This is a genomic window from Sporocytophaga sp. (genome assembly GCF_017745095.1).
Lineage (GTDB): Bacteria > Bacteroidota > Bacteroidia > Cytophagales > Cytophagaceae > Sporocytophaga.
This window is the reverse complement of sequence record NZ_JAGHZZ010000022.1, coordinates 38,571-61,318: the sequence shown is the minus strand read 5'-3', so window position 1 is coordinate 61,318 and position 22,748 is coordinate 38,571. Positions and strand designations below refer to the sequence as shown.

22 protein-coding genes are annotated in these 22,748 nt (G+C 35.4%); 13 read left to right on the top strand and 9 right to left on the bottom strand.

Going from position 1 to position 22,748, the window contains the following annotated elements; genetic code table 11:
• Positions 1 to 117: 117 nt before the first annotated feature.
• The gene (locus J7604_RS22435; RefSeq protein ID WP_293901203.1) at positions 118 to 795 is read left to right on the top strand and encodes a YihY/virulence factor BrkB family protein; all 678 of its coding nucleotides are present in this window, start codon (positions 118 to 120) and stop codon (positions 793 to 795) included.
• A gap of 33 nt (positions 796 to 828) precedes the next feature.
• On the opposite strand, the gene J7604_RS22430 is transcribed toward J7604_RS22435, so the two are convergent.
• The 3 genes from J7604_RS22430 to J7604_RS22420 form a co-directional block, all read right to left on the bottom strand.
• A complete protein-coding gene (locus J7604_RS22430; RefSeq protein WP_293901200.1) occupies positions 829 to 1,332 on the bottom strand; it encodes a CinA family protein in 504 nt (167 codons plus the stop codon).
• A 136-nt stretch (positions 1,333 to 1,468) separates the two neighbouring features.
• Entirely contained in the window at positions 1,469 to 1,612 is a 144-nt protein-coding gene (locus tag J7604_RS22425) for a hypothetical protein (RefSeq protein ID WP_293901197.1), read from the bottom strand.
• A 42-nt stretch (positions 1,613 to 1,654) separates the two neighbouring features.
• On the bottom strand, positions 1,655 to 2,038 hold the full coding sequence (locus J7604_RS22420) for a DUF6766 family protein (RefSeq protein WP_293901194.1): 384 nt from the start codon (positions 2,036 to 2,038) through the stop codon (positions 1,655 to 1,657).
• 80 nt (positions 2,039 to 2,118) lie between these two features.
• Between J7604_RS22420 and J7604_RS22415 the strand changes: the two genes are divergently transcribed.
• The 4 genes from J7604_RS22415 to J7604_RS22400 all read left to right on the top strand — a co-directional run bounded on the left by J7604_RS22415 (position 2,119) and on the right by J7604_RS22400 (position 4,577).
• The gene (locus J7604_RS22415; RefSeq protein WP_293901191.1) at positions 2,119 to 2,448 is read left to right on the top strand and encodes a hypothetical protein; all 330 of its coding nucleotides are present in this window, start codon (positions 2,119 to 2,121) and stop codon (positions 2,446 to 2,448) included.
• A 206-nt stretch (positions 2,449 to 2,654) separates the two neighbouring features.
• Positions 2,655 to 2,861: a hypothetical protein gene (locus J7604_RS22410; RefSeq protein WP_293901187.1), complete on the top strand. Its 207-nt coding sequence runs from the start codon at positions 2,655 to 2,657 to the stop codon at positions 2,859 to 2,861.
• Between the two features lie 83 nt (positions 2,862 to 2,944).
• Complete coding sequence (locus J7604_RS22405) at positions 2,945 to 3,442, top strand: ferritin-like domain-containing protein (protein WP_293901184.1); 498 nt, start codon at positions 2,945 to 2,947, stop codon at positions 3,440 to 3,442.
• 103 nt (positions 3,443 to 3,545) lie between these two features.
• On the top strand, positions 3,546 to 4,577 hold the full coding sequence (locus tag J7604_RS22400; RefSeq protein ID WP_293901181.1) for a Gfo/Idh/MocA family oxidoreductase: 1,032 nt from the start codon (positions 3,546 to 3,548) through the stop codon (positions 4,575 to 4,577).
• Positions 4,578 to 4,789: 212 nt separating this feature from the next.
• On the opposite strand, the gene J7604_RS22395 is transcribed toward J7604_RS22400, so the two are convergent.
• Genes J7604_RS22395 through J7604_RS22385 form a run of 3 tightly spaced genes read right to left on the bottom strand, consistent with a single transcriptional unit; the run spans position 4,790 to position 10,655 of the window.
• Entirely contained in the window at positions 4,790 to 7,759 is a 2,970-nt protein-coding gene (locus J7604_RS22395; RefSeq protein ID WP_293901178.1) for an FAD-binding and (Fe-S)-binding domain-containing protein, read from the bottom strand.
• A gap of 10 nt (positions 7,760 to 7,769) precedes the next feature.
• Entirely contained in the window at positions 7,770 to 8,867 is a 1,098-nt protein-coding gene (locus J7604_RS22390) for an enolase C-terminal domain-like protein (RefSeq protein ID WP_293901175.1), read from the bottom strand.
• Between the two features lie 6 nt (positions 8,868 to 8,873).
• Positions 8,874 to 10,655 (bottom strand): thiamine pyrophosphate-requiring protein, encoded by a 1,782-nt coding sequence (locus J7604_RS22385; RefSeq protein ID WP_293901172.1) that lies wholly within the window; start codon positions 10,653 to 10,655, stop codon positions 8,874 to 8,876.
• Between the two features lie 160 nt (positions 10,656 to 10,815).
• Between J7604_RS22385 and J7604_RS22380 the strand changes: the two genes are divergently transcribed.
• Genes J7604_RS22380 through J7604_RS22365 form a run of 4 tightly spaced genes read left to right on the top strand, consistent with a single transcriptional unit; the run spans position 10,816 to position 14,662 of the window.
• Positions 10,816 to 10,980, top strand: coding sequence for a hypothetical protein (locus tag J7604_RS22380; RefSeq protein ID WP_293901169.1), 165 nt, complete (start codon positions 10,816 to 10,818; stop codon positions 10,978 to 10,980).
• Between the two features lie 42 nt (positions 10,981 to 11,022).
• On the top strand, positions 11,023 to 12,105 hold the full coding sequence (locus tag J7604_RS22375; protein WP_293901166.1) for an SDR family oxidoreductase: 1,083 nt from the start codon (positions 11,023 to 11,025) through the stop codon (positions 12,103 to 12,105).
• A gap of 41 nt (positions 12,106 to 12,146) precedes the next feature.
• On the top strand, positions 12,147 to 13,478 hold the full coding sequence (gene nrfD, locus J7604_RS22370) for an NrfD/PsrC family molybdoenzyme membrane anchor subunit (protein WP_293901163.1): 1,332 nt from the start codon (positions 12,147 to 12,149) through the stop codon (positions 13,476 to 13,478).
• Positions 13,479 to 13,528: 50 nt separating this feature from the next.
• On the top strand, positions 13,529 to 14,662 hold the full coding sequence (locus J7604_RS22365) for a PAS domain-containing sensor histidine kinase (protein WP_293901160.1): 1,134 nt from the start codon (positions 13,529 to 13,531) through the stop codon (positions 14,660 to 14,662).
• A 42-nt stretch (positions 14,663 to 14,704) separates the two neighbouring features.
• On the opposite strand, the gene J7604_RS22360 is transcribed toward J7604_RS22365, so the two are convergent.
• The gene (locus J7604_RS22360) at positions 14,705 to 16,192 is read right to left on the bottom strand and encodes a PAS domain-containing sensor histidine kinase (RefSeq protein WP_293901157.1); all 1,488 of its coding nucleotides are present in this window, start codon (positions 16,190 to 16,192) and stop codon (positions 14,705 to 14,707) included.
• Positions 16,193 to 16,467: 275 nt separating this feature from the next.
• Between J7604_RS22360 and J7604_RS22355 the strand changes: the two genes are divergently transcribed.
• The 3 genes from J7604_RS22355 (at position 16,468) to J7604_RS22345 (ending at position 18,030) form a co-directional block, all read left to right on the top strand.
• Complete coding sequence (locus J7604_RS22355) at positions 16,468 to 17,259, top strand: AraC family transcriptional regulator (protein WP_293901154.1); 792 nt, start codon at positions 16,468 to 16,470, stop codon at positions 17,257 to 17,259.
• Positions 17,260 to 17,348: 89 nt separating this feature from the next.
• Complete coding sequence (locus J7604_RS22350; RefSeq protein WP_293901151.1) at positions 17,349 to 17,744, top strand: VOC family protein; 396 nt, start codon at positions 17,349 to 17,351, stop codon at positions 17,742 to 17,744.
• Positions 17,745 to 17,763: 19 nt separating this feature from the next.
• On the top strand, positions 17,764 to 18,030 hold the full coding sequence (locus J7604_RS22345; protein ID WP_293901148.1) for a hypothetical protein: 267 nt from the start codon (positions 17,764 to 17,766) through the stop codon (positions 18,028 to 18,030).
• A gap of 135 nt (positions 18,031 to 18,165) precedes the next feature.
• Here the strand turns inward: J7604_RS22345 and J7604_RS22340 are convergent, their stop codons facing one another.
• Both J7604_RS22340 and J7604_RS22335 read right to left on the bottom strand, forming a co-directional pair.
• A complete protein-coding gene (locus J7604_RS22340; protein ID WP_293901145.1) occupies positions 18,166 to 18,786 on the bottom strand; it encodes a plastocyanin/azurin family copper-binding protein in 621 nt (206 codons plus the stop codon).
• A 285-nt stretch (positions 18,787 to 19,071) separates the two neighbouring features.
• A complete protein-coding gene (locus tag J7604_RS22335; protein ID WP_293901142.1) occupies positions 19,072 to 19,518 on the bottom strand; it encodes an SLATT domain-containing protein in 447 nt (148 codons plus the stop codon).
• 384 nt (positions 19,519 to 19,902) lie between these two features.
• Between J7604_RS22335 and J7604_RS22330 the strand changes: the two genes are divergently transcribed.
• Positions 19,903 to 22,473, top strand: coding sequence for a T9SS type A sorting domain-containing protein (locus J7604_RS22330; RefSeq protein WP_293901139.1), 2,571 nt, complete (start codon positions 19,903 to 19,905; stop codon positions 22,471 to 22,473).
• Positions 22,474 to 22,748 lie beyond the last annotated feature (275 nt).

Genomic DNA, 22,748 nt, shown 5'->3' with positions numbered 1-22,748 from the left:
AACAATCTACTTACTTCAAAACTGCTTCATTTTTATTATCGTTCGGATATTATTGAACAAGAGATAACAATTTATATGTTTTAAAATATATGGTTGTGGCTAGAACCATAATGGAATATGGAAAACGAATTCAAATTCAGAGACCTTGGAGCAATATTAAAAGATACATATAAAGAATGGAATGATGACGATGCATTTACTCATGCCGCTGCAGTGTCTTATTATGCGATATTTTCATTGCCTGCTATTTTAATTATTCTGATCAATGTGGCTGGATTAATCTTTGGGAAGGAAGCTATTCAGGGAGAAATATCGAAGACAATTGGTAATACTATAGGCCCGAATTCGGCGCAACAGATCCAAACTATGATTCAAAATGCAAATGTACAGGCTAATTCAACAGTAATGCTTATAATAGGTATTGGAGTACTGGTATTAAGTGCAACTACTCTCTTTATGCAAATGCAAAAAGCTCTTAACAGAATGTGGGAAGTAAAAACAAGAGAAGATGCAGGGATATTAAAAGTTATATTCGATAGAACCAAAACCTTTGGAATTGTTTTAACAATTGGCTTTTTGTTGCTTATCTCAATGGCTGTTACCGGAGTACTCACTGCATTAAGTAAATGGCTAACAAGCCTGTTACCAGATTTTACAATCTATATATTTCACGTATTGAATTTTGCTATATCCCTCGGAATTATAACTTGTATGTTCGCCATGATCTTTAAGTGTAATAGCTCTTCAGATAAAGCCAGAAGAAATTCATTTATATTATATCCGAATTCTTTTTGACGGTGTACCCCTTCTGAACTTCTGATCCTCTTATTAATCACCCTTTGACAAATATTGACCAAATATTCTTATCGCGGATTCTGCAAAATATCTTTGAACTTCATCTCTTTCCTTTAATTCGAATTCTATTTTTTCATTATAAACTTCAGAAATTCCCTCTATTGAATGTCTTGCAATGGAAATAAATGCAATAGGATTATCTGAATCATTATTCTCATCAGGTCCTACATAGCCTGTAACAGCAATGGCAAAGTCACTCATAAAAAGTTTGATTGCTCCAATAGCCAATTCACTTGCTACTTTACCTGACACACTGTTATATTTGATGGCATGTATGGGTTCAACTCCCAGATGTTTAACTTTTTGTCCAATATTATAGGTTGTTATACCACCCTGATAAAAATCAATAGCCATTGGAACCGAAGCTAGCAGAGCTTGAATATTTCCGCCAGTTACACTTTCTGCAACGGATAATGTCTGGTTATTGGAAACCAAAATATCTTTTATCAATTCCAGATCTGAAAGTATGGACTTCATATTATAAGACTATTGAGAATATCACTAATATATAATTACCGCAAAAGATATATTGTTTATTAACTGAACATGATATTGGATTATTGATCCGAACGCTATGAAATATTCGGCTTAATAATTAATTGTATAACACTAATTAATTTGTATTGCAATCGCTTGCATCAGGCTCATGAAGATAAAATACATTACCATTACAATCAATTAATGCTAGGTTATATCCTTTATCAATCGTATTCTGGAACATTTCCTCTATACTCGAATAATCCCCTATGTTCTTCAAGCAATTTCTTAAAGCTTTCTGATTCCTTTTGTTGCAGATCTGTCATAGGCTTATACAATCTAACATTCCACCATTTCTGACAGGCCAAGGTGCGTCAGGATGAGCAATAGGGATTCGGTCAACCTCCTCTACATCTGTCAGAGATTTAGATTCTGCCGATCCCATTTGCTTTAGGTAAACAGTGAGCCATACATAAAGTCCCATTTGCAGAAATTCACTTTCCCAATTCTCAAACGTAGTTTGAATGAAATGACCAGATAACAGATAAGAGCTCAATCCCAATTCTTTCCCTCCCAGATCAAGCAGTTCTTCATTGTATTCCTGCCACCCTGTAAGAATCTGTCCTGTAATAAAAAGTAAAAACAAAAGAATTAGACACAAGGACAGGCCGTTTCTTTTAATAAATGAGGGATAATGCTTCTTCATATCTTGCAAATAAAAATTTAACAAAAAGTGAAGCTCATTTGTTTTGCACAAAGGAAAGAACACTTAAGCTTGCCACTTTTATGGCCACAAAAACAAGGTGGAAATATATAATCCTTTTTATTTTATTATGTTCTATTAAAGCTAATGCACAGAAAAACTTAATTGACGTTCCCTCTTCTGAAATTGTAGAATTTAAAAAAATATTTTTTCAAACACAGAGTAGTATTATTAACAGGAATATCTCTACGTCGATAATTACCACTCTGGGATTAAAAACAAATTGGAAGACAGGAATAATGATCAATCAATTGACTGTACATACCAGGCCTCTGAACAGAAAACTTAATATTGATAAAGAAGAACCATCTCAAAATCCTGATATTTTTTTGGCATATACAGAAAATATTTAAACTAACAGAATGGTATAAAATAGGTATTGGAAGCCGATCAGGTATAATATAAGTGTTAACGACCATACCAATCCTGCATTTGTTAATTTCTCCTTTTTAAATAACAGGTTTACAATTCCTGATACAAAAAATTATGCGGTGATCGGAGTTTATTACGGTAATCAGGAATATATCGGACATAATAATAATAATAATAATTTATCGGAATGCAACTGGGTTTACAAAAGGTACTTATTAAAGAAAAACTGACCCTAATTACAGATTATATAACAGGCCAAAACGAGATCAGTGTAATTAATTCCGGATTACAAGTTAACCTAAACAATAATTGGAAGATAGCTTTAGCTGTTGAATTTCCAGCTCCGCATAGTGATAATCATCATGGTTTGATTATCCAGGTCTCAAGGCAATAATCTTATAAAAATCCACTTAAACATTAAGGAAAAACAATTTAAAACCTGTATCTGTTTTTTTTAGATAATCATAAAATACTATTATGACAACAAAACTTAAAAACCTGGAAGATCTTTTATTATATGAGCTAAAAGACCTTTATAGCGCGGAAAGGCAATTAATACATGCTCTACCAAAAATGGCAAAAGAGGCTAACAATCCCGCTTTAAGGGAAGCTTTTGAATCGCACCTTGAAGAGACTAATGCACAAAAGGAAAGATTGGACAGAGTATTTACACTTTTAAATTCCAAACATGGGAATACAAAATGTCTTGCCATGGAAGGATTAATTGAAGAAGGTAAAGATCTCATTGATGAAAATGCCACTCCGGAAGTTAAAGATGCTGGCTTAATCGCTGCTGCTCAGAAAATTGAGCACTATGAAATTTCAGGATATGGTACTGTTGTGCATTATGCAGAAAAACTGGGGCATAAAGAGGTACATCAACTGCTTACTGAAACTTTAAATGAAGAAAAAGCAGCAGACACAAAGCTCAATGACCTTGCCAAGAAATCGATTAACAAAAAGGCTATTGCATAAAACTAGCAAACTTAGATTGCTTAAAAATAAATTACCTTAATCTATAAGGTAATTTATTTTTTTTATCAATCGCTCTGTAAACTTTACTTAACAAAAAATTGATATGAATAAAAAGAATAAGAAGCTGGGCATTGCGATGGTGGGATTGGGTAAATACAGTACAGGCCAATTGATTCCTGCAATAGTTCAAAGCGAATCATTTAGTCTCAAAGGAATTGTTACAGGATCTGAAGAAAAAGCCCAGGAATATTCTACAAAATACGATATCCCAGAAAAGAATATCTATAACTATGACAACTTTGACTCAATCAAAGGTAATACAGATATAGATATCGTTTACATAGCACTTCCGAATGCAATGCATGAAGAATACGTTATAAGAGCCGCTATGGCCGGAAAGCATGTCATAACGGAGAAGCCTATGGGCACATCTGTCAAGCAATGTGAAAGAATGATCAAAGCCTGCAAAGATGCCAATGTTGAATTATTTGTTGGATACAGACTTCATTTTGAGCCTCATCATCTAGAAGCGATGAAGCTAGGTCAAACCAAAGCAAAAGGCCCAATAAAGAAAATTGAGGGCAGCTTTGGTTTTAAAATAGAAGACAATGGACAATGGAGGCTTCAAAAGGACCTTGCCGGAGGTGGTGCTCTGGTAGATGTTGGCATATACGTAATACAAGCTGCAAGATATGTAGTTGGAAAAAATCCCATTGCAGTTAGAAATGTCAAACTAGAAAATACAATTTTTGAAAGGCCTAGTGAAGTGGATGGTGATGTAACCTGGGAAATGGAGTTTCCTGATAATGTAATTGCTTATTGCAGTTCTAGCTATACTAAAGAATCCGACAAATTATATGTAGAAGCAGAAAAAGGTTATATTGAAATAAGCCCCGCTTATTATTACTACGGTTTGCAAGGATCTACAGAGCAGGGTAATCTTAAGGTAGAAAGAATTAATCAGCAAAAAGCTCAGATGGAGGGTATTGCTGATACTATCATAAATGGAATTCATAATAGGGCTTCGGGAATAGAAGGACTTATTGATGTTCAGATAATAGAAGCCATTTATAAATCAGCTAAAACAGGAGAAAGAGTAACTCTGGAAAAAATTCAGGAATATACCCATGTTTAATAGCTGTCATTATAGAACAAAAAAGGAGACTCCAAATCTCCTTTTTTGATTTTATTCTAATATAATTAAGGTAACCTTGCTCGTTTATCAAAGAAAGTTATTTTAATCTGAAATACTAACTTCTTTATATTTTTAAGTACATCCGAATCAGCTATGCTTTTAATGAAAAGTTCTGCCAAATCTCTAGTCCAAAAAAGATCAAATTAAGGGCTTCAGGTCTGAATCTGTTTAGCTGATTCCCTATGATCCTTTTCTGATTCTATCGCCATCTTTAAAATTTCCGCAAGATGATAAGAAGATTTATTGGCCAGTTGAACAACTTGTTCTTTACAACTGAATCCATTCATAACTATGAGTGTATCGTTTTCAACTTTTCTTACTTCTGGAAGCAATACACGTTCTCCTGCTGCAACCGATACTTTGTAATGTTTTTCTTCAAAACCAAAACTACCAGCCATGCCACAGCATCCTGCATCAAGCACATTACAGTCAAGTCCAATCTTATTTAATACAGAGATTTCATCTTTCATCGTTATTATCGCTTTATGATGACAATGACCGTGAATAATAGCTTTTCTTTTTAATTGAGGAAAACTATAATCTATAACTTTCTTCTCTAAAAATTCACTTAACATAAAGGTATTCTGACTAACCCTGTTTGCATCATCATTATTTGGAAAGAGATTAACGAGTTCATCTCTGAAGACACTGACACAACTTGGCTCCAGACCAACAATACTTATCCCTCTCCTAACATCATCCTTTACATGTTCCAGAAGTTCCAAAAGCCACTTTTGAGCAGTATCAAGCATTCCAAAATCATATAAAGGTCTGCCGCAGCAAAGAGGTTGCCTAAAGACTTTCACTTGAAATCCAAGATATTCCAGTACTTCTGTTGCTGCAATAGCAATGTGAGGATGAAAATAATTATTGAAAGTATCTGCCCATAAAATTACAATAGGCTTTCCTTGATTTACAATACTTCTTTTAAAGAACCACTTTTTAAAGCTCTCTTCTGCGAAATCAGGAACTTTGCGTTCACTTGCAATCCCTGAAATCTTCTTGATAAATGAACCTGTTAAAGATGAATTTTTTACTGCATTAGACAAGCCCGGAAAGAGCATTGCAAATCTTGAAAATTGAGCAATCCTTCCAAACAAGTAAGCACTAAGTGGCCTTATCTTACCTTTATAATAATGTGCAAGAAACTCTGCTTTATAAGTGGCCATATCAACTCTCACAGGGCAATCGCCTTTACATCCTTTGCATGCAAGACATAAATCAAGTGCTTCCTTTACAGATTCATCTTTCCAGCTTTTTTTTACTACTTCCCCACGCAACATCTCAAAAAGCTTATGAGCTCTGCCTCTGGTAGAATGCTGCTCTTCCATAGTGACCATATAACTCGGACACATTGTTCCTCCATTGTGTTTTCTACATTCACCCACGCCAACACACCTCAACACTGCTCTTGCAAAACTGCCTTTGTCTTCAGGAAATTTAAAATAAGTTTCAGGTTCTGCCGGATTATAAGAAACCCCAAGTCTAAGATTGGATACAATAGGATATGGATCACTTACTTTACCTGGGTTCATCAATCCTTTTGGATCCCATATTGATTTAAATTCTCTGAATGCTGCTATTAGCTCATTGCCAAACATCTTAGGCAAAAGCTCTGCTTTAGATTGTCCATCTCCATGTTCACCTGAAAAAGAGCCATTATATCTGACTACCAAATCTGATGCCTCTTCAAGGTATTTTCTATAATGCAAAATACCATCAGAGGTTTCCAGATCAAAATTGATACGGCAATGCAAAAGCCCTTGTCCAAAGTGGCCATACAAAGCCGAATGATAGTTATATTTTTCTAATAGCTTGCTAAAATCACTAAGATAATCACCCAGTTTTTCAGGATGCACTGCTGTGTCCTCCCAACCTTCCCAAGCGTCTGGAAGCCCCGGAACGAACGCTGTAGCTCCCAGACCAGCTTCTCTTATCCTCCATAATTTATGTTCTTGTTCCGGATCATCATAAAATATCATATTAGGTGGGTTATCACCTCTCTTCAACGCCTCCATCACCTGCTTTACCTGATTATCTGCATTCTCCTTATCTTTTCCTCCAAACTCAACAAAAAGCCAACCTTTACCCTCGGGCAGAAGTTTGAGATCTTGTACGTGCATATGCCTGTTGACCATGTAATCATAAAGTTGGTGATCGAATCCTTCAAGACCAATGGGGTTAAATTTTAGTAATTCGTGTGCATGAGCTCCAGCCTGAACTATATCTGGATATCCCAAAATGAGTACAGATCTGGCACCAGGATTAGGAAGCAAATGAAGCTTAGCATTTAAGAAAATAACACAAGTACCTTCAGTACCTGCCAGTGCTCTTGCTACATTAAATCCATTTTCAGGAAGCAATTCATCAAGATTGTAGCCCGATACTCTTCGCGGAATTTTAGGATAGCGCTTTCTTATTTCGTCTCCATACTTATCAACTAAATTTTTTAGTCGCTTGTAAATTTCACCTTTACGTCCTCCTTCATTGATCAGCTTATTTAATTCTTCTTCAGATGTTTTCCCCACTGTCATACGCAGACCATCATAAGTGAGAATTTCCATTGAATGGAGATTATCTGAAGTTCTGGCTCCGAGTCCATGCATTGCTGACATTACAGAATGTACACCGCATGAATTATTTCCAATCATACCACCTAAGGTACAATGGCTATGGGTAGAAGGATCAGGACCGAATATCAAATCTACTTTTTGAGCTTGCTTGTTTAATTCATCCAATACAATTCCTGGTTGCACAGATGCCAGTTTTAATTCCTTATTGATTGAAAGAACTTGATTATAGTATTTGGACATATCCATTACTACAGCAACATTACAACACTGACCTGCCAGGCTAGTACCTCCGCCTCTTGATAAAAGAGGAGCTCTATACTTTCGACAAACCTCTGTAGTTGTAATAATGTCTTGTACATTTACTGGGATCACAACACCAATAGGAACCTGCCTGTAATTAGATGCGTCGGTTGAATACATGGCTCTGGTTCCATCATCAAATCTGACTTCTCCTTTTAATTTATTTCTGAGCTCATTATACAATTGTTCTACATCTACATCTGATTTGTCAGGAAAATTTAAAGGTAAATTGGATGTTTTATATTCCATTGGTGTGATTTTATCTATACAAAAATTTTTCAGCATCTTTTTTCTTAAGTTCCAATCCTATTCCTGGTCTTGAATAGTCTGGCTTCAGATATCCATTTTCAGGAGTAGTTGCACCATCAAACAGTTCGGTCTCTATTTTAAAATGATCATAAAAGTATTCCATGTGAATGACGCCTGTGGCACATGCTACATGAAGGTGAAGATGAGGAGCGCAATGTGTGGAGACAGGAACACTGAATGCCTCAGCTAGATTCATTGCTTTTATCATTTCCGAAAATCCACCACATCTGGTTGCGTCTATTTGTAATATGTCTACTGCCTTTGCCTTCAGCATTCTGTGAAAGTAAAACAGATCATACCCATATTCTCCTGCAGCAATACTTATCGGAGGAGGAACATTTTCAGAAAGGAATTTAAGTGTATCTATATTGTCAGAAGAGACAGGTTCTTCAAACCAGACCACTCCCATTTCTGCAAACTTCTTTCCTTTGAGCAAAGCTTCTTTTTTTTGATACGCGCCATTGGCATCTATAAATATTTCAAGCTTAGCACCATGATATTTATGGAGTTTTATGATTCTGGATTCATCTTCTTTAAAGTCTCTTCCTATTTTAATTTTTATTTTATTTATCCCGAAAGACTTCCATAGTCTTACTTGGTCTTCCAATTGCCGGTCAGAATAATTGGTAAATCCGCCACTTCCATATACTTCTACATTTTCCTTTAAGCCTCCTAATAATTTTACTAAAGGAAGATTAAGTATTTTAGCTTTTAAGTCCCACAATGCAGTTTCTATCGCGGAAATAGACATGGATGCTATGCCATCTCTCCCCTGGTTCCGTATGACGTGAATCATTTGATGGACTATTGATGGAATATCAAAGATGTTCATTCCTGTTATCTTTTCAGAAAGCAGTTCTTTGATTAAAACACCTGCAGCTAAGCTTGCATAAGAGTAACCAATGCCTGTTTCACCACCACCTCTGATTTCTACATATACAAGAATAGTATGATCCCAATCCAAAGTCCCGTCAGCTTCAGGAGTTTGGGTTGGGATCTTATAGACAGAAACATTCACATTTTCAATACGGACAAGATTTTTTTCCATTATTTATTATGGAAGAAAACTTTGTGCTTTGTCCTTTAATGTTTGAGTTAATACTTCCAGTTGGTTTGGATCGCCTTTAAACATTGCTTTAGCAAAAGCATAGGCTTGCTCAAATGTAATATGAGGAGGCAATGTAGGGACATTAGGATCCGTGTGTGCATTGATCACAACTGGGCGATCAGAACGAAAGGCTTCATCCCAAACATGTCCGACATCTTCTGGCTTTTCCATACTTAATCCACGAAGGCCTAACATTTCTGCATAACGGTCATAAGGTACATCTGGTATATTCTGTGAAGCTTCATATTTAGGATTACCTTCCATCGCCCTTTGCTCCCACGTTACCTGATTAAGATCCTGGTTATTTAAAACGAGAATTACTAATCTCGGATCACTCCAGCGTTTCCAGTATTTTGCAATTGTTATCAATTCATTTATTCCCAGCATTTGCATTGCTCCGTCTCCGATCAGGGCAATTGGAACCCTGTCGGGGAAAGCAAACTTGGCTGCAATGGTATATGGAATTCCCGGACACATGGTAGCAAGATTTCCGGATAAGGAAGCTTTCATTCCATATCTTATCTTAAGGTCTCTTGCAAACCAATTCGCAGATGATCCGGAGTCTGAAGAAAGAATGCAATTATCAGGCAATCTACTTGATAACTCCCAGAATACTCTTTGTGGATTAATTGGATGTGCACTTGCCATTGCCCGTTTCTCCAAAACCTTCCACCAGTCTTTAATATTTTCTTCGATTCTGTTCCTCCAACTCCTGTCTTGTTTAGGAGTGACTAATGGAATCAGTGCACGAAGTGTTTCCTTGCTATCCCCCATTAGACTTATTTCCATCGGGTATCTTATATTAAGCATCCTTCCATCAATATCTATTTGTATTCCCCTGGCTTGCCCTTCTTTTGGCAAAAATTCAGAATATGGGAAAGATGAACCTATCATCAAAAGCGTATCACACTCCTGCATCATATCCCAGCTTGGAGAAGTTCCCAATAACCCAATAGAACCGGTCACATATGGCAGATCATCCGATATAACGGCTTTGCCTAATAATGCCTTTGCGATTCCCGCACCTAGTAATTCTGCAATTTCTATTACCTCTTTTCCAGCTCCATTGGCTCCAGCACCAACAAGAATAGCTACCCTCTGACCAGCGTTTAATATATCTGCAGCTTTTGCTATATCTTCTCGAGCTGGTACAATAAGAGGTTTGGAAAAGGACATTCCAGAGTGTATTGTTCCATGTTTATGTTCTGGAGTTTCAACTGCCTTTTCAAGTTGAAGATCATTAGGAATGATCAGGCAGGTAACAGTTCTTTCTGTCAATGCAATCCGGAAAGCTCTGTCTATTGCATGCCTCATCTGAGAAGGTTCTGTAACCATAATCACATATTCGTGTGCTACATCTTTATACAAAGAGACCAGATCAACCTCCTGCTGATAAGATCCACCCATTGCTCCTCTTGCTTGTTGACCTACAATGGCAACAACAGGCTGATGATCCATTTTGGCGTCATATAATCCGTTTAAAAGATGTATTGCACCAGGACCTGAAGTAGCGAGACAAACACCAACTTCACCTGTATACTTTGCATGTCCGCAAGCCATAAATGCCGCATTTTCCTCATGTCTCACCTGAATGAAATCAATCAGGCCTTCCGCTCGGTCTAAAGCACCCATTATCCCATTAATACCGTCGCCGGGATAACCGAAAATTCTTTTAATATTCCATTCAGAAAGTCTTTTGAGAAGGAAATCACTTACATTTTGGCTCATACTGTTGGGGTTATGGTTTTCGTGAAATCTTTTAACCTGATGGTTGTGATGATTGTTTACAGACATCCGACATGAATTTTTCAGGTAAAATAAAACAGAAACTTTTTCCCGATAAGAGGCTGTTTTAATGTTATATAGTGGAAATTAAAATGATAATGATATGATAGATCCTGATAAAAAAGTAGAAAAAGATAAAGCTAAAAATTCTAACCTTTATCAAAGTTCTCAGCAACCCCATCACTATGAAAATGAAGGAGGAGAATATACTCAAGATGAACCCAATAAAAGAAAAGAAGACAAATTTAAGGGTCAAGATAAAAAATAATTCCTTCCCTCATATATATAGCTAACTTAAGGAGTAATAGCATTGGTCGAAATATTTATGAATGATAGTTTTATCGGAAAAGTATTTTCCTATTTCAAAGACGACTCACCTAAAGTAATAGTAATTACAGGAGCATCTGCGGGACTGGGAAGGAGTATCGCAAGGGAGTACGCCAAACTTGGTTGCTCTATTGCACTCCTTGCAAGAGGAGAAGATGGATTGTCAGGAGCAAAGGAAGAAGTAGAAAAACTGGGAGGCAAAGCTTTGATAAAACAAGTAGATGTTGCTGATGCTGGTAAAATCGAAGAAATTGCTGATGATATTGAAGATGAGTTGGGCCCAATTGACGTTTGGATAAATAATGCTATGGTGAGTGTTTTTTCACCTGTAAATGAAATGTTAGCGGAAGAATATAAGCGTGTAACAGAAGTAACCTACCTAGGACAAGTATACGGGACCTTGGCAGCATTAAAACACATGCGCAAAAGAAATAAAGGCTCAATCATTTTCGTAGGCTCTGCCCTAGCTTACAGAGGAATACCATTACAATCCGCATACTGCGCAGCCAAACATGCTATTGAAGGATTCTATGATGCTCTAAGGGCTGAATTAATTCATGATAAAAGCAAGATAAAGACCTGTATGGTACAACTGCCTGCCATGAATACTACACAATTTGAACTTGTAAAAAGTCGTCTTCCCAATAAAGCCAAACCCATGGGAAAAATATATCAGCCAGAAGTAGCTGCCCGAGCCATTGTATATGCGGCTAAGCATAACAGAAGGGAAATATATGTTGGCTACCCCACTTTATACTCCATATTGGGGAATAAGATTGCTCCCTGGTTGGGTGATCATGTACTTGCAAAAGAAGGTTATAAAGGACAACAAACAGAACTTAAAGAAGACCCTGATAGATTAAATAATTTATATGCTCCTGTCCCTGGAGATCATGGATCACATGGTTCTTTTGATAAGGATGCCTCTTCTAAAAGTACCGAACTTTGGCTAAGTATGAACAAAAATAAAATATTCATTGGATTGGGAGTTATAACTACTATTGGTTGGATATTAAAAAAGAAAATGAGACAAAATCTTGATTTAAAATCTTCTGAACAATTTTGAAGTATAAGAGTTTCTGAAAATGCACTTCAAGATTTTTTTATATGAATGATGACCAAATTTTGGCAGAACCTCTGGTTTTAAACAACAGAACACAGAATGATGTCAAAGAAGATATTTTAGCTCCCCTGACCACTGAGGCTTTAAATAACTGGAGGATAGCACTGGCGATATCTGTTCTTATGATCCTGTCTGGGGGCTATTGCCTTGCAAAAACCTGGTGGGACGGCGTTGGAATGTGGGGAGAAGATAAAACTATTAATTGGGCTTGGGATATTACAAATTTTGTTTGGTGGATAGGAATCGGGCATGCCGGCACTTTAATATCTGCCATTCTTTTACTATTTCGGGCTAAATGGAGAAACTCCATCAACAGAGCTGCTGAAGCAATGACCATATGTGCTGTACTCTGCTCCGCCTTATTTATTGCTGCTCACCTCGGAAGACCATGGTTGTTATATTACATAATACCATATCCGAACAGGCAGGAAATCTGGGTAAACTTTAATTCTCCACTTGTCTGGGATGCATTTGCGGTAACAACATATCTTACTGTTTCTATTGTTTATTGGTATTTTGGACTTATTCCTGATCTTGCATTACTTGCAAACAGAAGTAAAGGTATTCTGAAAAAGATATATAATTTACTCAGCTTTGGGTGGAATAATAATATAGAGCTTTGGAGACGTTATGAACCTATGATGCTTGTATTGGCAGGAATGGCAACGGCTTTGGTTGTTTCTGTACACTCTGTTGTTTCAATGGACTTCTCCACTGGCATTGTTCCTGGGTGGCATTCAACTATTTTCCCTCCTTATTTTGTTGCAGGAGCCATCCATTCAGGGTTTGCAATGGTGCTTACATTGATGATACTTGTAAGGAAATTATTGAAACTCGAAAACTATATTACGATACTTCATATTGAAAATATGAATAAAATCGTCCTCTTTATGGCGGGTCTTGTGGGGCTCGCTTATATGACAGAAGTATTTATAGCGTTCTATTCAAATAACGGCTTTGAGGTGTATCAAATGCTCTATAAGTTCATGGGCAATTATGCGAAGTATTACTTCATGATCAATCTGTTTAATTTTATACTTCCTCAATTATTATGGAAAAAAAGCTTAAGGCGAAATATCGTATTTAGCTTTATCCTTTCAATCATTGTAAATGTCGGTATGTGGATGGAACGTTATGTAATAATTGTCGTATCCCTCTCAAGAGACTTTCTTCCCTCCTCCTGGTCTGTTTTCACTCCTACTATTTACGATATCGGTGTATTCATATTCTCTCTTGGCTTATTCTTTTTTATGTTCCTGTTATTTATCAGATACCTTCCTGTGATAAATATTTCTGAAGTGAGGGCTATGGTTTAGAAGTTAATTTTTTTTTGTGTTACCTGTAAATCCTAAACCTAATTTAGATTATGAGTAATAAAGATAAAGGCAAAAACTCAAAGGGCAACGATGACAAGTTAAGTTTGTATAGTTCTTTGTTCTTTAAAATAATGTTTAATAATGCAAAGGCTACATCTATTTTAATATTAGATACAGAAGGTGTGATTATTGATGTTAATGAGGCTTTTATCAAAACTTTTGGATATTCTAAAGACGACTTAATTGACAAAAATTTTTCAATACTGTTTATAGAAAAAGACAGAAACAATGCTGTTCCTCAGAAAGAATTATCAAGAACAATAAGGACAGGATCTTCCCTTGACAATAATTTCATCTTACACAAGAATGGCTCTCAACTTTGGGTACATGGAGAAAGTATCTATACTAAAGACGATAAAAACAGAACCTTTCTGATAAAACTTTTACAGGATATTACTGAGCAAAAGATACTAGAACATGAACTGCAACAGAGAAACAGTGATTTGAAAAAGATCATAAATGATCGGAATAATTTTGTTTACACTGTTTCACATGATTTGATTTCTCCAATTAACAGCATAGAAGGATTAATCAGATATCTTGAATCTTTTATTAATGAATCTTCTGAATCAAAATTTTTCATAGGCAAAATATATCATCTCATTGAAAGCTTTCGGAATAAAATCCGGGAATTGTCATCCATTGCCAGGGAACAAGAAACTGAAAAGATACAAGAGGAAGATATAAATATTGATGAGCTATTGGAAGAAGTTTTAACAGACTTTAAAGATGATATAGATAAGATTAAGATTGAATTTATAAAAGACTTTGAAAATGCTCCTATCATAAAATTTTCTAAAAAGAATTTAAGAAGCATTTTAACGAATCTTTTATCTAATTCTATTAAATACAGGTCTCTGGAAAAAAAGTCAATAGTTCGGATAGCTACAAAGAAAATGGAGGGGGCATACATATTACTAACTATTCAAGATAATGGCTTAGGGATAAAAAAGGAAGATCAGGAAAACATCTTTCAAATGTATCAGCGAAGTCACCATCATGTGGAAGGATCAGGAATGGGAATGGCTATAGTTAAAAGAATTATTGAAAATGAAGGAGGAAAAATAGAACTGGAAAGTAAGCCAGGAGAAGGTACAACAGTCAAAGTGTATTTCCCGATTTGAAAAAGCTTTATAATTTATACTTTAAGCTCTAAGCTTAGTGCCTTATATTTTAATGTAAATTTTAAATATACTTCCCTTCCCTACTTCACTATCAATTTCAATTTCACCTCCATTATTATCAATAATCTTTTTTACAATATTCATACCCACACCAGAGCCCTCTATATCAGGATTCAGTCTTTGATATAAAGCTAAGACCCTTCCCTTATCCTCTTCTTTTATACCAATCCCATTATCTTTTACCTTTAACAGAATATAACTATTTACTTTTTCTGTGATTACAGATATTTCAGGCTTTCTGTTAGGAGATTTAAATTTTATTGCATTTGAAAGAAGGTTATGAAATATACTTCTAAGATTTTTTCTGGAAAATTTTAAAGTGGGTGTCTGTGAAAAGTCAGACGAAATAATAGCTTCAGTTTTTTTAATCTCTTCTTTTAAATTATAAATTACCTCTTCAAATAATTCTTCCAATTTAACTGGTGCCGTTTTTCCATTTCCTTCTTTTTCAATCTTAGCAATTGTTGAAAGGTCATTAATATTACTCTTAAATTTATCAATGGACTCCCTCATCAATTGAATCACTTCATAAGTACCCTCAGAAAAATCAGGGTTATTCTCCATAACAGTAATTAATCCCTCAATATTATTGATAGGTGCTTTCAAATCATGAGAGGCTGTATAAACAAAAGTATCAAGATCCTTATTGACCTTGTTTAACTCTTCATTTTTATTATTGAGATTTTCTTTCATAATCCTTTCATCAGTCACATCTTGAAAAGCAATGAGAATCTCCTGTACTTTCCTTCCCTCCTCTGTTACTTGCTGAGCATTTAAATGAAAAAATTTTTGTCCATCGGGAAGACTGAACTCTATTTCATAATTTTTAATCAAGGTGCTTTCCGGGAGGATCTTTTCCAGTAATTCTCTGAGTTTTTTAACATTCAATTTAAAATATTTAATTTCAAAAAATGACTTTTTGATGATCTCCTCCTGATGAGGATTGAATACCTTATGAAAAGAATTATTAGCCATTAATATCTCCAGGTTACTATCCAGGACTATTAAAGGATTATCAATAGTTTCAAGAACACTTTCAGAAAACTTTTTAGACTTTTTAAGCGACTCTTCAAGCTGTTTCTGCTTATTGATGTTATAAATATACTTGACGAAATATATTTCTCCCTCATCATCGACAACTATACTTTCACCCTGACACCATATAAGGTCCCCGTTTTTATGAATAATATAATTATTATCAATGCCAAAACCTTTTTCCTTCGCCACCTGTAATTCTTTCCCTGGTTTATTTTCTTTCAGATCCTCTTCTGTAAAAAGAATTGAAAAATGCTTACCGATAAGATTTTCGTGAGTATATCCCAATTGTTCCTCAATGCCATGACTCATCTCCCAAATTATTCCTTCTTTATTAAGAATTAGGATACAAGCTAATCTTGAATTTGCGAGCATTGAATTCAGGAATGTAGATTTATTTATTTGAATATTATTTGCATTATGAGTTTTTGCCATATCTAATCGATCAGAAAATATTCAAAAAACATTTCTTAAAGGAGTTATGCTTATTGATAACTACTGATAGGTTTTTGTGTTAAGGAATATTGTATCTTTATAATAAATCCTCCTCATTTATATGGCTTGATGGTTCAGTAAGGACAATTCCACCTCTCTGTCTTCTTTGATTAAAAAAATAAAAACTGCAAATTTATATTTCCCAATACCTCTAATCCATATTTTAACAATTCACAATGATTAACTAATTTAAAGAATAAGCACTTTTTGAACAAATGAAATTACAATTCATACAACCACGACAAGAGCTTAAACCATATATTACAAAGATCTGGTTGTTTGAAAACAACAGCGGATTTATAAACCATGGGACTCTGATTGCTCCAAATGCCAGAGCAAAAATTATTATTCCATACAAAAGTGAATTAACAACAACTGACAATAAAAAGACAGATATTTGCAAAGAAGGTGATATTTATTTCATCGGCCTCAGGGATGTACCAGTTACATTGGGAACTCCAAAAGATATAACAGGATCAATTGGTGTCGAATTGACAACTCATGGAGCCTACAGATTTATGAATATCCCGATGCATCAACTGACAAACAATCTTTTTTCCTTTTCAGATTTATATGGAAAAGACTCAAAAGACTTATATCAAAAAATAACAGACACAGAAGATCCGAAATTAAAGATTAATATCATCCAGGAATTTCTTATTAAGCAACTCTCTAATGACAGAAGAAACAATCTGGTAGTAAACTACTCCGTCAATTTAATTTCCTCACTGCACGGATTGACAACAATAAATGAACTGGAGAAAAAGACTGGTTATTCAAAACGTTACCTGGATTTACTTTTTAAAAATCATCTGGGCATTTCACCAAAAACTCTGGCGACAATCTATCGCTTTCAACATTTCTACAAACATTTTTCAACGGAGGAAATTAATTCCGATGATTTATACTACGATCAATCTCATCTTATAAAGGAGTTCAGGCGCTATACAGGTTATTCCCCAAAACAATACTCAAAATTCAACAATGATTTTGGGAAGCATTTTTAGGGCTATTTCCCTTTTTTACAATTTTGCAGAATATTGTTTGATTTATTTTACACAATAAAAATTAAACCAAATAATCAGATAATAATTCCATGAGCGAAAAAATCAGTTCAGAGACCAATGCTATCAATTGGTTCGAAATTGCAGTGAAGGACATTGCCAGAGCGAAAAAATTCTATGAAATAATCTTGGAAACAGAATTAACAGAAATGGAGATGATGGGAATGAAAATGGCGATGTTACCATCTGACAGCAGCAATGGAAAAGTTGGAGGTGCATTGGTTCAAAGTGAAATGCATACACCAAGTGCTACAGGTTCAATAGTTTATCTTAATGGAAATCCTGATATCCAATTGGTACTTAACCGAATTGAAAAATCAGGAGGAAAAATTACAATGCCCAAAACCTTAATAGACGAGCAATCAGGATACATGGCATTTTTCACGGATACTGAAGGAAACAATATTGGATTGCATTCAAACAATTAGAAATTAAATCAGAATTTTAATGAAAGCAGTAGTTATCGGAGAATCATCAGGAGCATCAATGGATGTAATCATGGCTGTTTATCCAAGACATAAAGTTGTTGTTGAAAAATACATCGATAGAGGAGATGTGATCGGTATCGGTCCTTTTAGTGATAGAGGAAATATGGCCATATTCAAAACTCGGGCAGCAGCAGAGGAGTTTGTAAAGGAAGACCCGTTTATTCTGGAAGGGCTCGTTAAATCTTTTGTCATTCGGGATTGGAATGACACTTTACTTCTTTCTTAAGGCTCTAATCAAGAGATTTTATACTTGAGGTAATTAATCGAATTTATATTTCATAGATAAAGAGACGCCAGCATGGCGTCTCTACAAATTCGATTTTTAATTTTAAAAGCCTTATTACTTACAACTTAACTTTCCCTACTGTTTGATCATTTTCTTTACAAGGAACACATCTTCTTGATTAAACAAGTTGACATAGTATAATCCTGATTTCAATAAACTGGTGCTAACCAATATAGAATTTTCACCTTTCTCTACTTTCAATTTCTCTTCAGAGATCATGATACCACTGTTATCATATATCTTCAGAAAACCCTTAAAAGCAATATCTGAATTAAAGATAAGTGTAGTATGATCAGTTGCAGGATTTGGGGTGATATTTGCAGATTCTTTAATCGAAGCGTACTGACTTGCAATCCCTGTTACACTTTGAGTAGCAGTAAAACTACCTACCATTCCCATTGCAGCGTGAGGAGTGCACACATAAGAATATTTTCCTTCAGTTTTAACAATATAATCAAACTCATCGCCGCTGTTTGCTATGACTTCATCCCAAGATTCTGCTGCCGCAGGAATACTTGTTGATGTTGTTGTATGAAATCCGCTTACCCATTGAAACCTGACTGTATCCCCTACAATTACATTTAAATCGGTTGGTGCAAATTTATTTCCGCCTTGTCCAACTAATACAACATGGATGGCGGCATTACTTGAAGAAATGATTAATGAAAATAACGTGGCTATAAATATTTTTTTCATGGTAGAATAATGTTTATAAGGTTATAGAGTTAAATACATCCTAGGAAAAAGAACATTCCCACATTAGTCCTATTCCATGCAGGTGATCGCAAATCTTTGACAATTCAGTTTTGCACACTCCTGCTAGATCAACCAAAGAGATAAGTTTTCTTTATTCAATTCACCTACAGTCAAATATAGGTAAAGTAACCCTCAAAATAAAAAAATGTTTAAACATTAAATCATCTCATCCCATCTCCCCGGCCTCAGGATGGAAACATTCGATATAATTATTGAGAAGGCACTCTATTCCTCCGATTCATAAGAGTTTTCAATAATCATTTTTTGAGCATTCAGGATTCCTTCATATTTACTGAAGTATTGATCTTTATTTTGTTCGTAAAGCTTTTGATCTTTGCTGTAATCATAAGACATTCGATCTCTCAGCCTTCTCAATTCAAATAAGAAAACATCGTAGCTTTTAGCTTTATCCTTAAGATCAAATAATCCTTCAATTGCAGCTGTAAATGCGATAAATGCACTTATTAAAAGTATTAAATTTGCCGAAGACATTTCCAATTCCTCTGGCTTCTTCCATCCTACAATAATTGTAATGGAAGCACTTCCGAAAAATGTCAGAACTCTGGAAACCTTATAGAATGCGGCATATCTTCTTTTTTTGTTTCTGATTTTATCAATCCACAGTTGTACACTTTTATAAATCAGGTCCTCATTTAGCTCTTTTATTTTCATTTATCTGAGTAGTTAAGTCCTTCGTTGAAATTGGTTCTTTATAGGTAAGACTCACTTTTACTGAATTTAATTAATGCTCAATTATCTGCAATGAAGAATGTTTAGACCTAATGACTTTAAAACATAGACTTTTAATTTAATATGTTTCCCAAAGAATCCGAATCATTCCTGCAACAATGAGAAAACCACCTGAATGCTCCGGTGTAAGCCTGGAAAATTCAAACTTAAGGACCTAGTTATTCTTCCCTACACAACAATACATTCTAATGTAAAATAAAACACACTTAAGATGTCATTTTAAAATTATTATTTAAAGAAAATACATTTTTCCCTAACAATTAAGCCATCATAAGGTTTTAATATTTTTTAAATAAAAATAAACCTATGAGAAAATTAAATCTACTCTTTTTGGCCTTGTTGTTAGGTCAAATTGGTTTTTCCCAGCCACAACAGCTGAGGGTAATTTCAAACAACAGCGCTGGCTTTGTAAAAGCTGCAAACTTTGTATTTTTCGCCACAAATGATTCTCTTATGAAGACTGATGGGACAGTCTCCGGAACTTCATTTGTAAAGTCGGGCCTTTCGGGAATCAACAATTTCTATGAGTCCAATGGATTACTTTATTTTATAAAGGGAGGAACTGAACTCTGGAAGAGTGACGGTACTAATTCCGGTACTGTTTTATTAAAGACTTATGTATATGGAAGTATAAAATACCTTTCAACTACAGGAAGCTATTTATATTTTTCTGCTAAGGAAACAGCCACAGGAAACGAACTCTATAGAACAGACGGATCAATAGCAGGTACAATATTATTAAAAGACATTGAAGCCGGAAGCGGAGATGGATTTGGTACATCTAAATCTGTTTCTCATAACGGAATCTTTTATTTTCAGGCAACGACTGCAGCTAATGGCAAGGAGTTGTGGAGGACTGATGGCACAACTACCGGTACATTTCTGCTGAAAGATGTGAGCTCAGGCTCTACCAGTGGATATGCAGGAGGTCCATGGGTATCGGGAGGAAAAGTTTATTTCAAAGGAGACAATGGAACAAACGGAGGCGAGCTATATATTACAGATGGAACCACTTCAGGTACTGACATTGTAAAAGATGTGGCTCCCGGTGCTATCAATGGCTTTAACGGAGACACAGTTTTAACCACTGGCGGGTTTCAGTACTTTATTGGAAAAGTTACGGCTGATTCGGCAGAACTTTGGAAAACAAATGGGACCTCCGCCGGAACAAGTCTAGTTACAAGAATTAAAGTCAACTCTTATTGGTGGTTAATTGATCTTCTATATGCTGATTCAGGAAATGTATATTTTCTTATTTCTGATGAGAATGATATGAAAGGTTATATATGGAAGACAGATGGGACAGCTGCCGGTACAGAACAATTTAAAATCCTGAACGATCATTGGAGAGAATATAAGTTAACTTCTCTCTTCCATAATGGAAAATATTATGCAGTGTTTGACAGAGGTGGAAATTTTAACCTGCTCATCTCTGATGGAACAGTTGCAGGAACATTCCTCACCACATTCGGTCCTGACAACTATTTACATGGTTTATTTCCAGTTGGCAACCAGGTTGTTTTAGGGGATATGGGCCAGATGACCTGGTTAGGATTTTATAAAACTGACGGGACTCCCGGCAATGGTTCACATTTTACACCTTCAGAATATGGTCCATATGATGGCAAACCATTGGTTATAGGTAATAAATTGTACTTTGTTGCCATAGACGGTCCGTCCGAATATGATAGTCCAATATACAGCGATGACTATAATCAGCTTTTCGTTTCAGATCTTACCACTACGCGATCTGTCAGAAATGCTTGCGGCATATCCCTTGCAGGAAGTAGTAATTTCACTGAACTGAATTCCAAAATCATTTTCACAACCTATAATCCGTATAAGCCAGGAGGAGATATAACTAAATTATGGATCTATGACGGAAACCTGAATTCCTGTGATAATGAACCTGGCGCTTTTACTCTGATTGACTCCGATAGCGATTCCTATATCACAAGGATCAGAAATCAAATGAATGTCTCATTGGATGGCTCTACTAAGATAAACGTAAAATACAATCCTGTTTATAATTCGAAGAGTGTTTCATTTACTTTAAATGGTAGCCAGTTTTCAGTAGAAAATGTCGCCCCCTATTCTCTGGCAGGTGACAATAATGGAAACTTCAATTCCTGGAATTATGTACGCTCTGATACTTTCACCGTCGTCGCCAAGGAATATTCAGGATCTAATGGAAACGGGGCCTTGCTGAAAACAAGCTCAATTACTTTTTCTATTGATGTAACTAATCCATCGGTCTATGAGCTTGTTATTTATGGGCTAATAAACGGAACCCAAGAAATTCACACGGAAAATGGTAATACAATTAACCTTGTCTATGGAGAGAAAGTTTCTGTAACTGCATATACTCATGGAGTTGTTGGAAGTGTGCGTATAAATTATAACAACGGAGCTCTAAATGTTATGGAAAACGCGGCTCCCTACAGCCTTTTCGGTGATGCAAATGGTATATCAAATAAAGGAACCCTCACAGCCGGAGTAAATACGATCCAGACAACTGCCTATACAGGAGTATATGGAAGTGGTATTGAAGGAAAAACAAGAACATATACTTTTAATGTAGTATATAGCAGTCCAAGAGTGGGAGATAATTATACAGATTCACAAAGTTCAGTAAGATGTTATCCTAATCCATCAACGGAGTATGTAGATATTTCATTAAATGAAGAAGAGCCGGTTCATGGAATTATAGAAATTTATGATTTAAAAGGCTTATCAGAAGTGGTATTTAACGGAGATTTATCAAGGCTCAAAGATGGGCCATTGAGGGTTAATACACAAAAACTCAGTCCAGGTGTTTATTATTTAAAGATTACTTCAGAGACAAAAAATTATACGGAAAAACTGATCATAAGATAAATAATTGAAAGATTCCGGCTTGTGTATCAGGCTGGAATCTTTTTATAACTGATTAGTTTAACATTCTCTATCACCCCTATCATTTGAGATACTCTTTCTAGGCCAAAAAGCTAGCTTGAGACCATTTTTCAGGTAAAGGAAAGCCACAGCACCATATTCCAATTCCTTTCCGATAATTATTCGGTTGACAATTCAAGTCTGTCACGATAAAACTCAATTGATTTTTCCAAGTCTGCTACTACTAATGTCAATACAAAGATTCTTGGTTTCACCTT

What these genes read in the sequence shown, in the direction of transcription:
- J7604_RS22410 (WP_293901187.1), top strand. Translation starts at nt 2,655, where the DNA reads ATGCAACTGGGTTTACAAAAGGTACTTATTAAAGAAAAACTGACCCTA.
- nrfD (WP_293901163.1), top strand. Translation starts at nt 12,147, where the DNA reads ATGAATGATGACCAAATTTTGGCAGAACCTCTGGTTTTAAACAACAGA.
- J7604_RS22330 (WP_293901139.1), top strand. Translation starts at nt 19,903, where the DNA reads ATGAGAAAATTAAATCTACTCTTTTTGGCCTTGTTGTTAGGTCAAATT.
- J7604_RS22360 (WP_293901157.1), bottom strand. Translation starts at nt 16,192, where the DNA reads ATGGCAAAAACTCATAATGCAAATAATATTCAAATAAATAAATCTACA.
- J7604_RS22345 (WP_293901148.1), top strand. Translation starts at nt 17,764, where the DNA reads ATGAAAGCAGTAGTTATCGGAGAATCATCAGGAGCATCAATGGATGTA.
- J7604_RS22350 (WP_293901151.1), top strand. Translation starts at nt 17,349, where the DNA reads ATGAGCGAAAAAATCAGTTCAGAGACCAATGCTATCAATTGGTTCGAA.
- J7604_RS22415 (WP_293901191.1), top strand. Translation starts at nt 2,119, where the DNA reads ATGGCCACAAAAACAAGGTGGAAATATATAATCCTTTTTATTTTATTA.
- J7604_RS22365 (WP_293901160.1), top strand. Translation starts at nt 13,529, where the DNA reads ATGAGTAATAAAGATAAAGGCAAAAACTCAAAGGGCAACGATGACAAG.
- J7604_RS22395 (WP_293901178.1), bottom strand. Translation starts at nt 7,759, where the DNA reads ATGGAATATAAAACATCCAATTTACCTTTAAATTTTCCTGACAAATCA.
- J7604_RS22435 (WP_293901203.1), top strand. Translation starts at nt 118, where the DNA reads ATGGAAAACGAATTCAAATTCAGAGACCTTGGAGCAATATTAAAAGAT.
- J7604_RS22355 (WP_293901154.1), top strand. Translation starts at nt 16,468, where the DNA reads ATGAAATTACAATTCATACAACCACGACAAGAGCTTAAACCATATATT.
- J7604_RS22385 (WP_293901172.1), bottom strand. Translation starts at nt 10,655, where the DNA reads ATGAGCCAAAATGTAAGTGATTTCCTTCTCAAAAGACTTTCTGAATGG.
- J7604_RS22335 (WP_293901142.1), bottom strand. Translation starts at nt 19,518, where the DNA reads ATGAAAATAAAAGAGCTAAATGAGGACCTGATTTATAAAAGTGTACAA.
- J7604_RS22340 (WP_293901145.1), bottom strand. Translation starts at nt 18,786, where the DNA reads ATGAAAAAAATATTTATAGCCACGTTATTTTCATTAATCATTTCTTCA.
- J7604_RS22400 (WP_293901181.1), top strand. Translation starts at nt 3,546, where the DNA reads ATGAATAAAAAGAATAAGAAGCTGGGCATTGCGATGGTGGGATTGGGT.
- J7604_RS22405 (WP_293901184.1), top strand. Translation starts at nt 2,945, where the DNA reads ATGACAACAAAACTTAAAAACCTGGAAGATCTTTTATTATATGAGCTA.
- J7604_RS22420 (WP_293901194.1), bottom strand. Translation starts at nt 2,038, where the DNA reads ATGAAGAAGCATTATCCCTCATTTATTAAAAGAAACGGCCTGTCCTTG.
- J7604_RS22390 (WP_293901175.1), bottom strand. Translation starts at nt 8,867, where the DNA reads ATGGAAAAAAATCTTGTCCGTATTGAAAATGTGAATGTTTCTGTCTAT.
- J7604_RS22430 (WP_293901200.1), bottom strand. Translation starts at nt 1,332, where the DNA reads ATGAAGTCCATACTTTCAGATCTGGAATTGATAAAAGATATTTTGGTT.
- J7604_RS22380 (WP_293901169.1), top strand. Translation starts at nt 10,816, where the DNA reads ATGATAGATCCTGATAAAAAAGTAGAAAAAGATAAAGCTAAAAATTCT.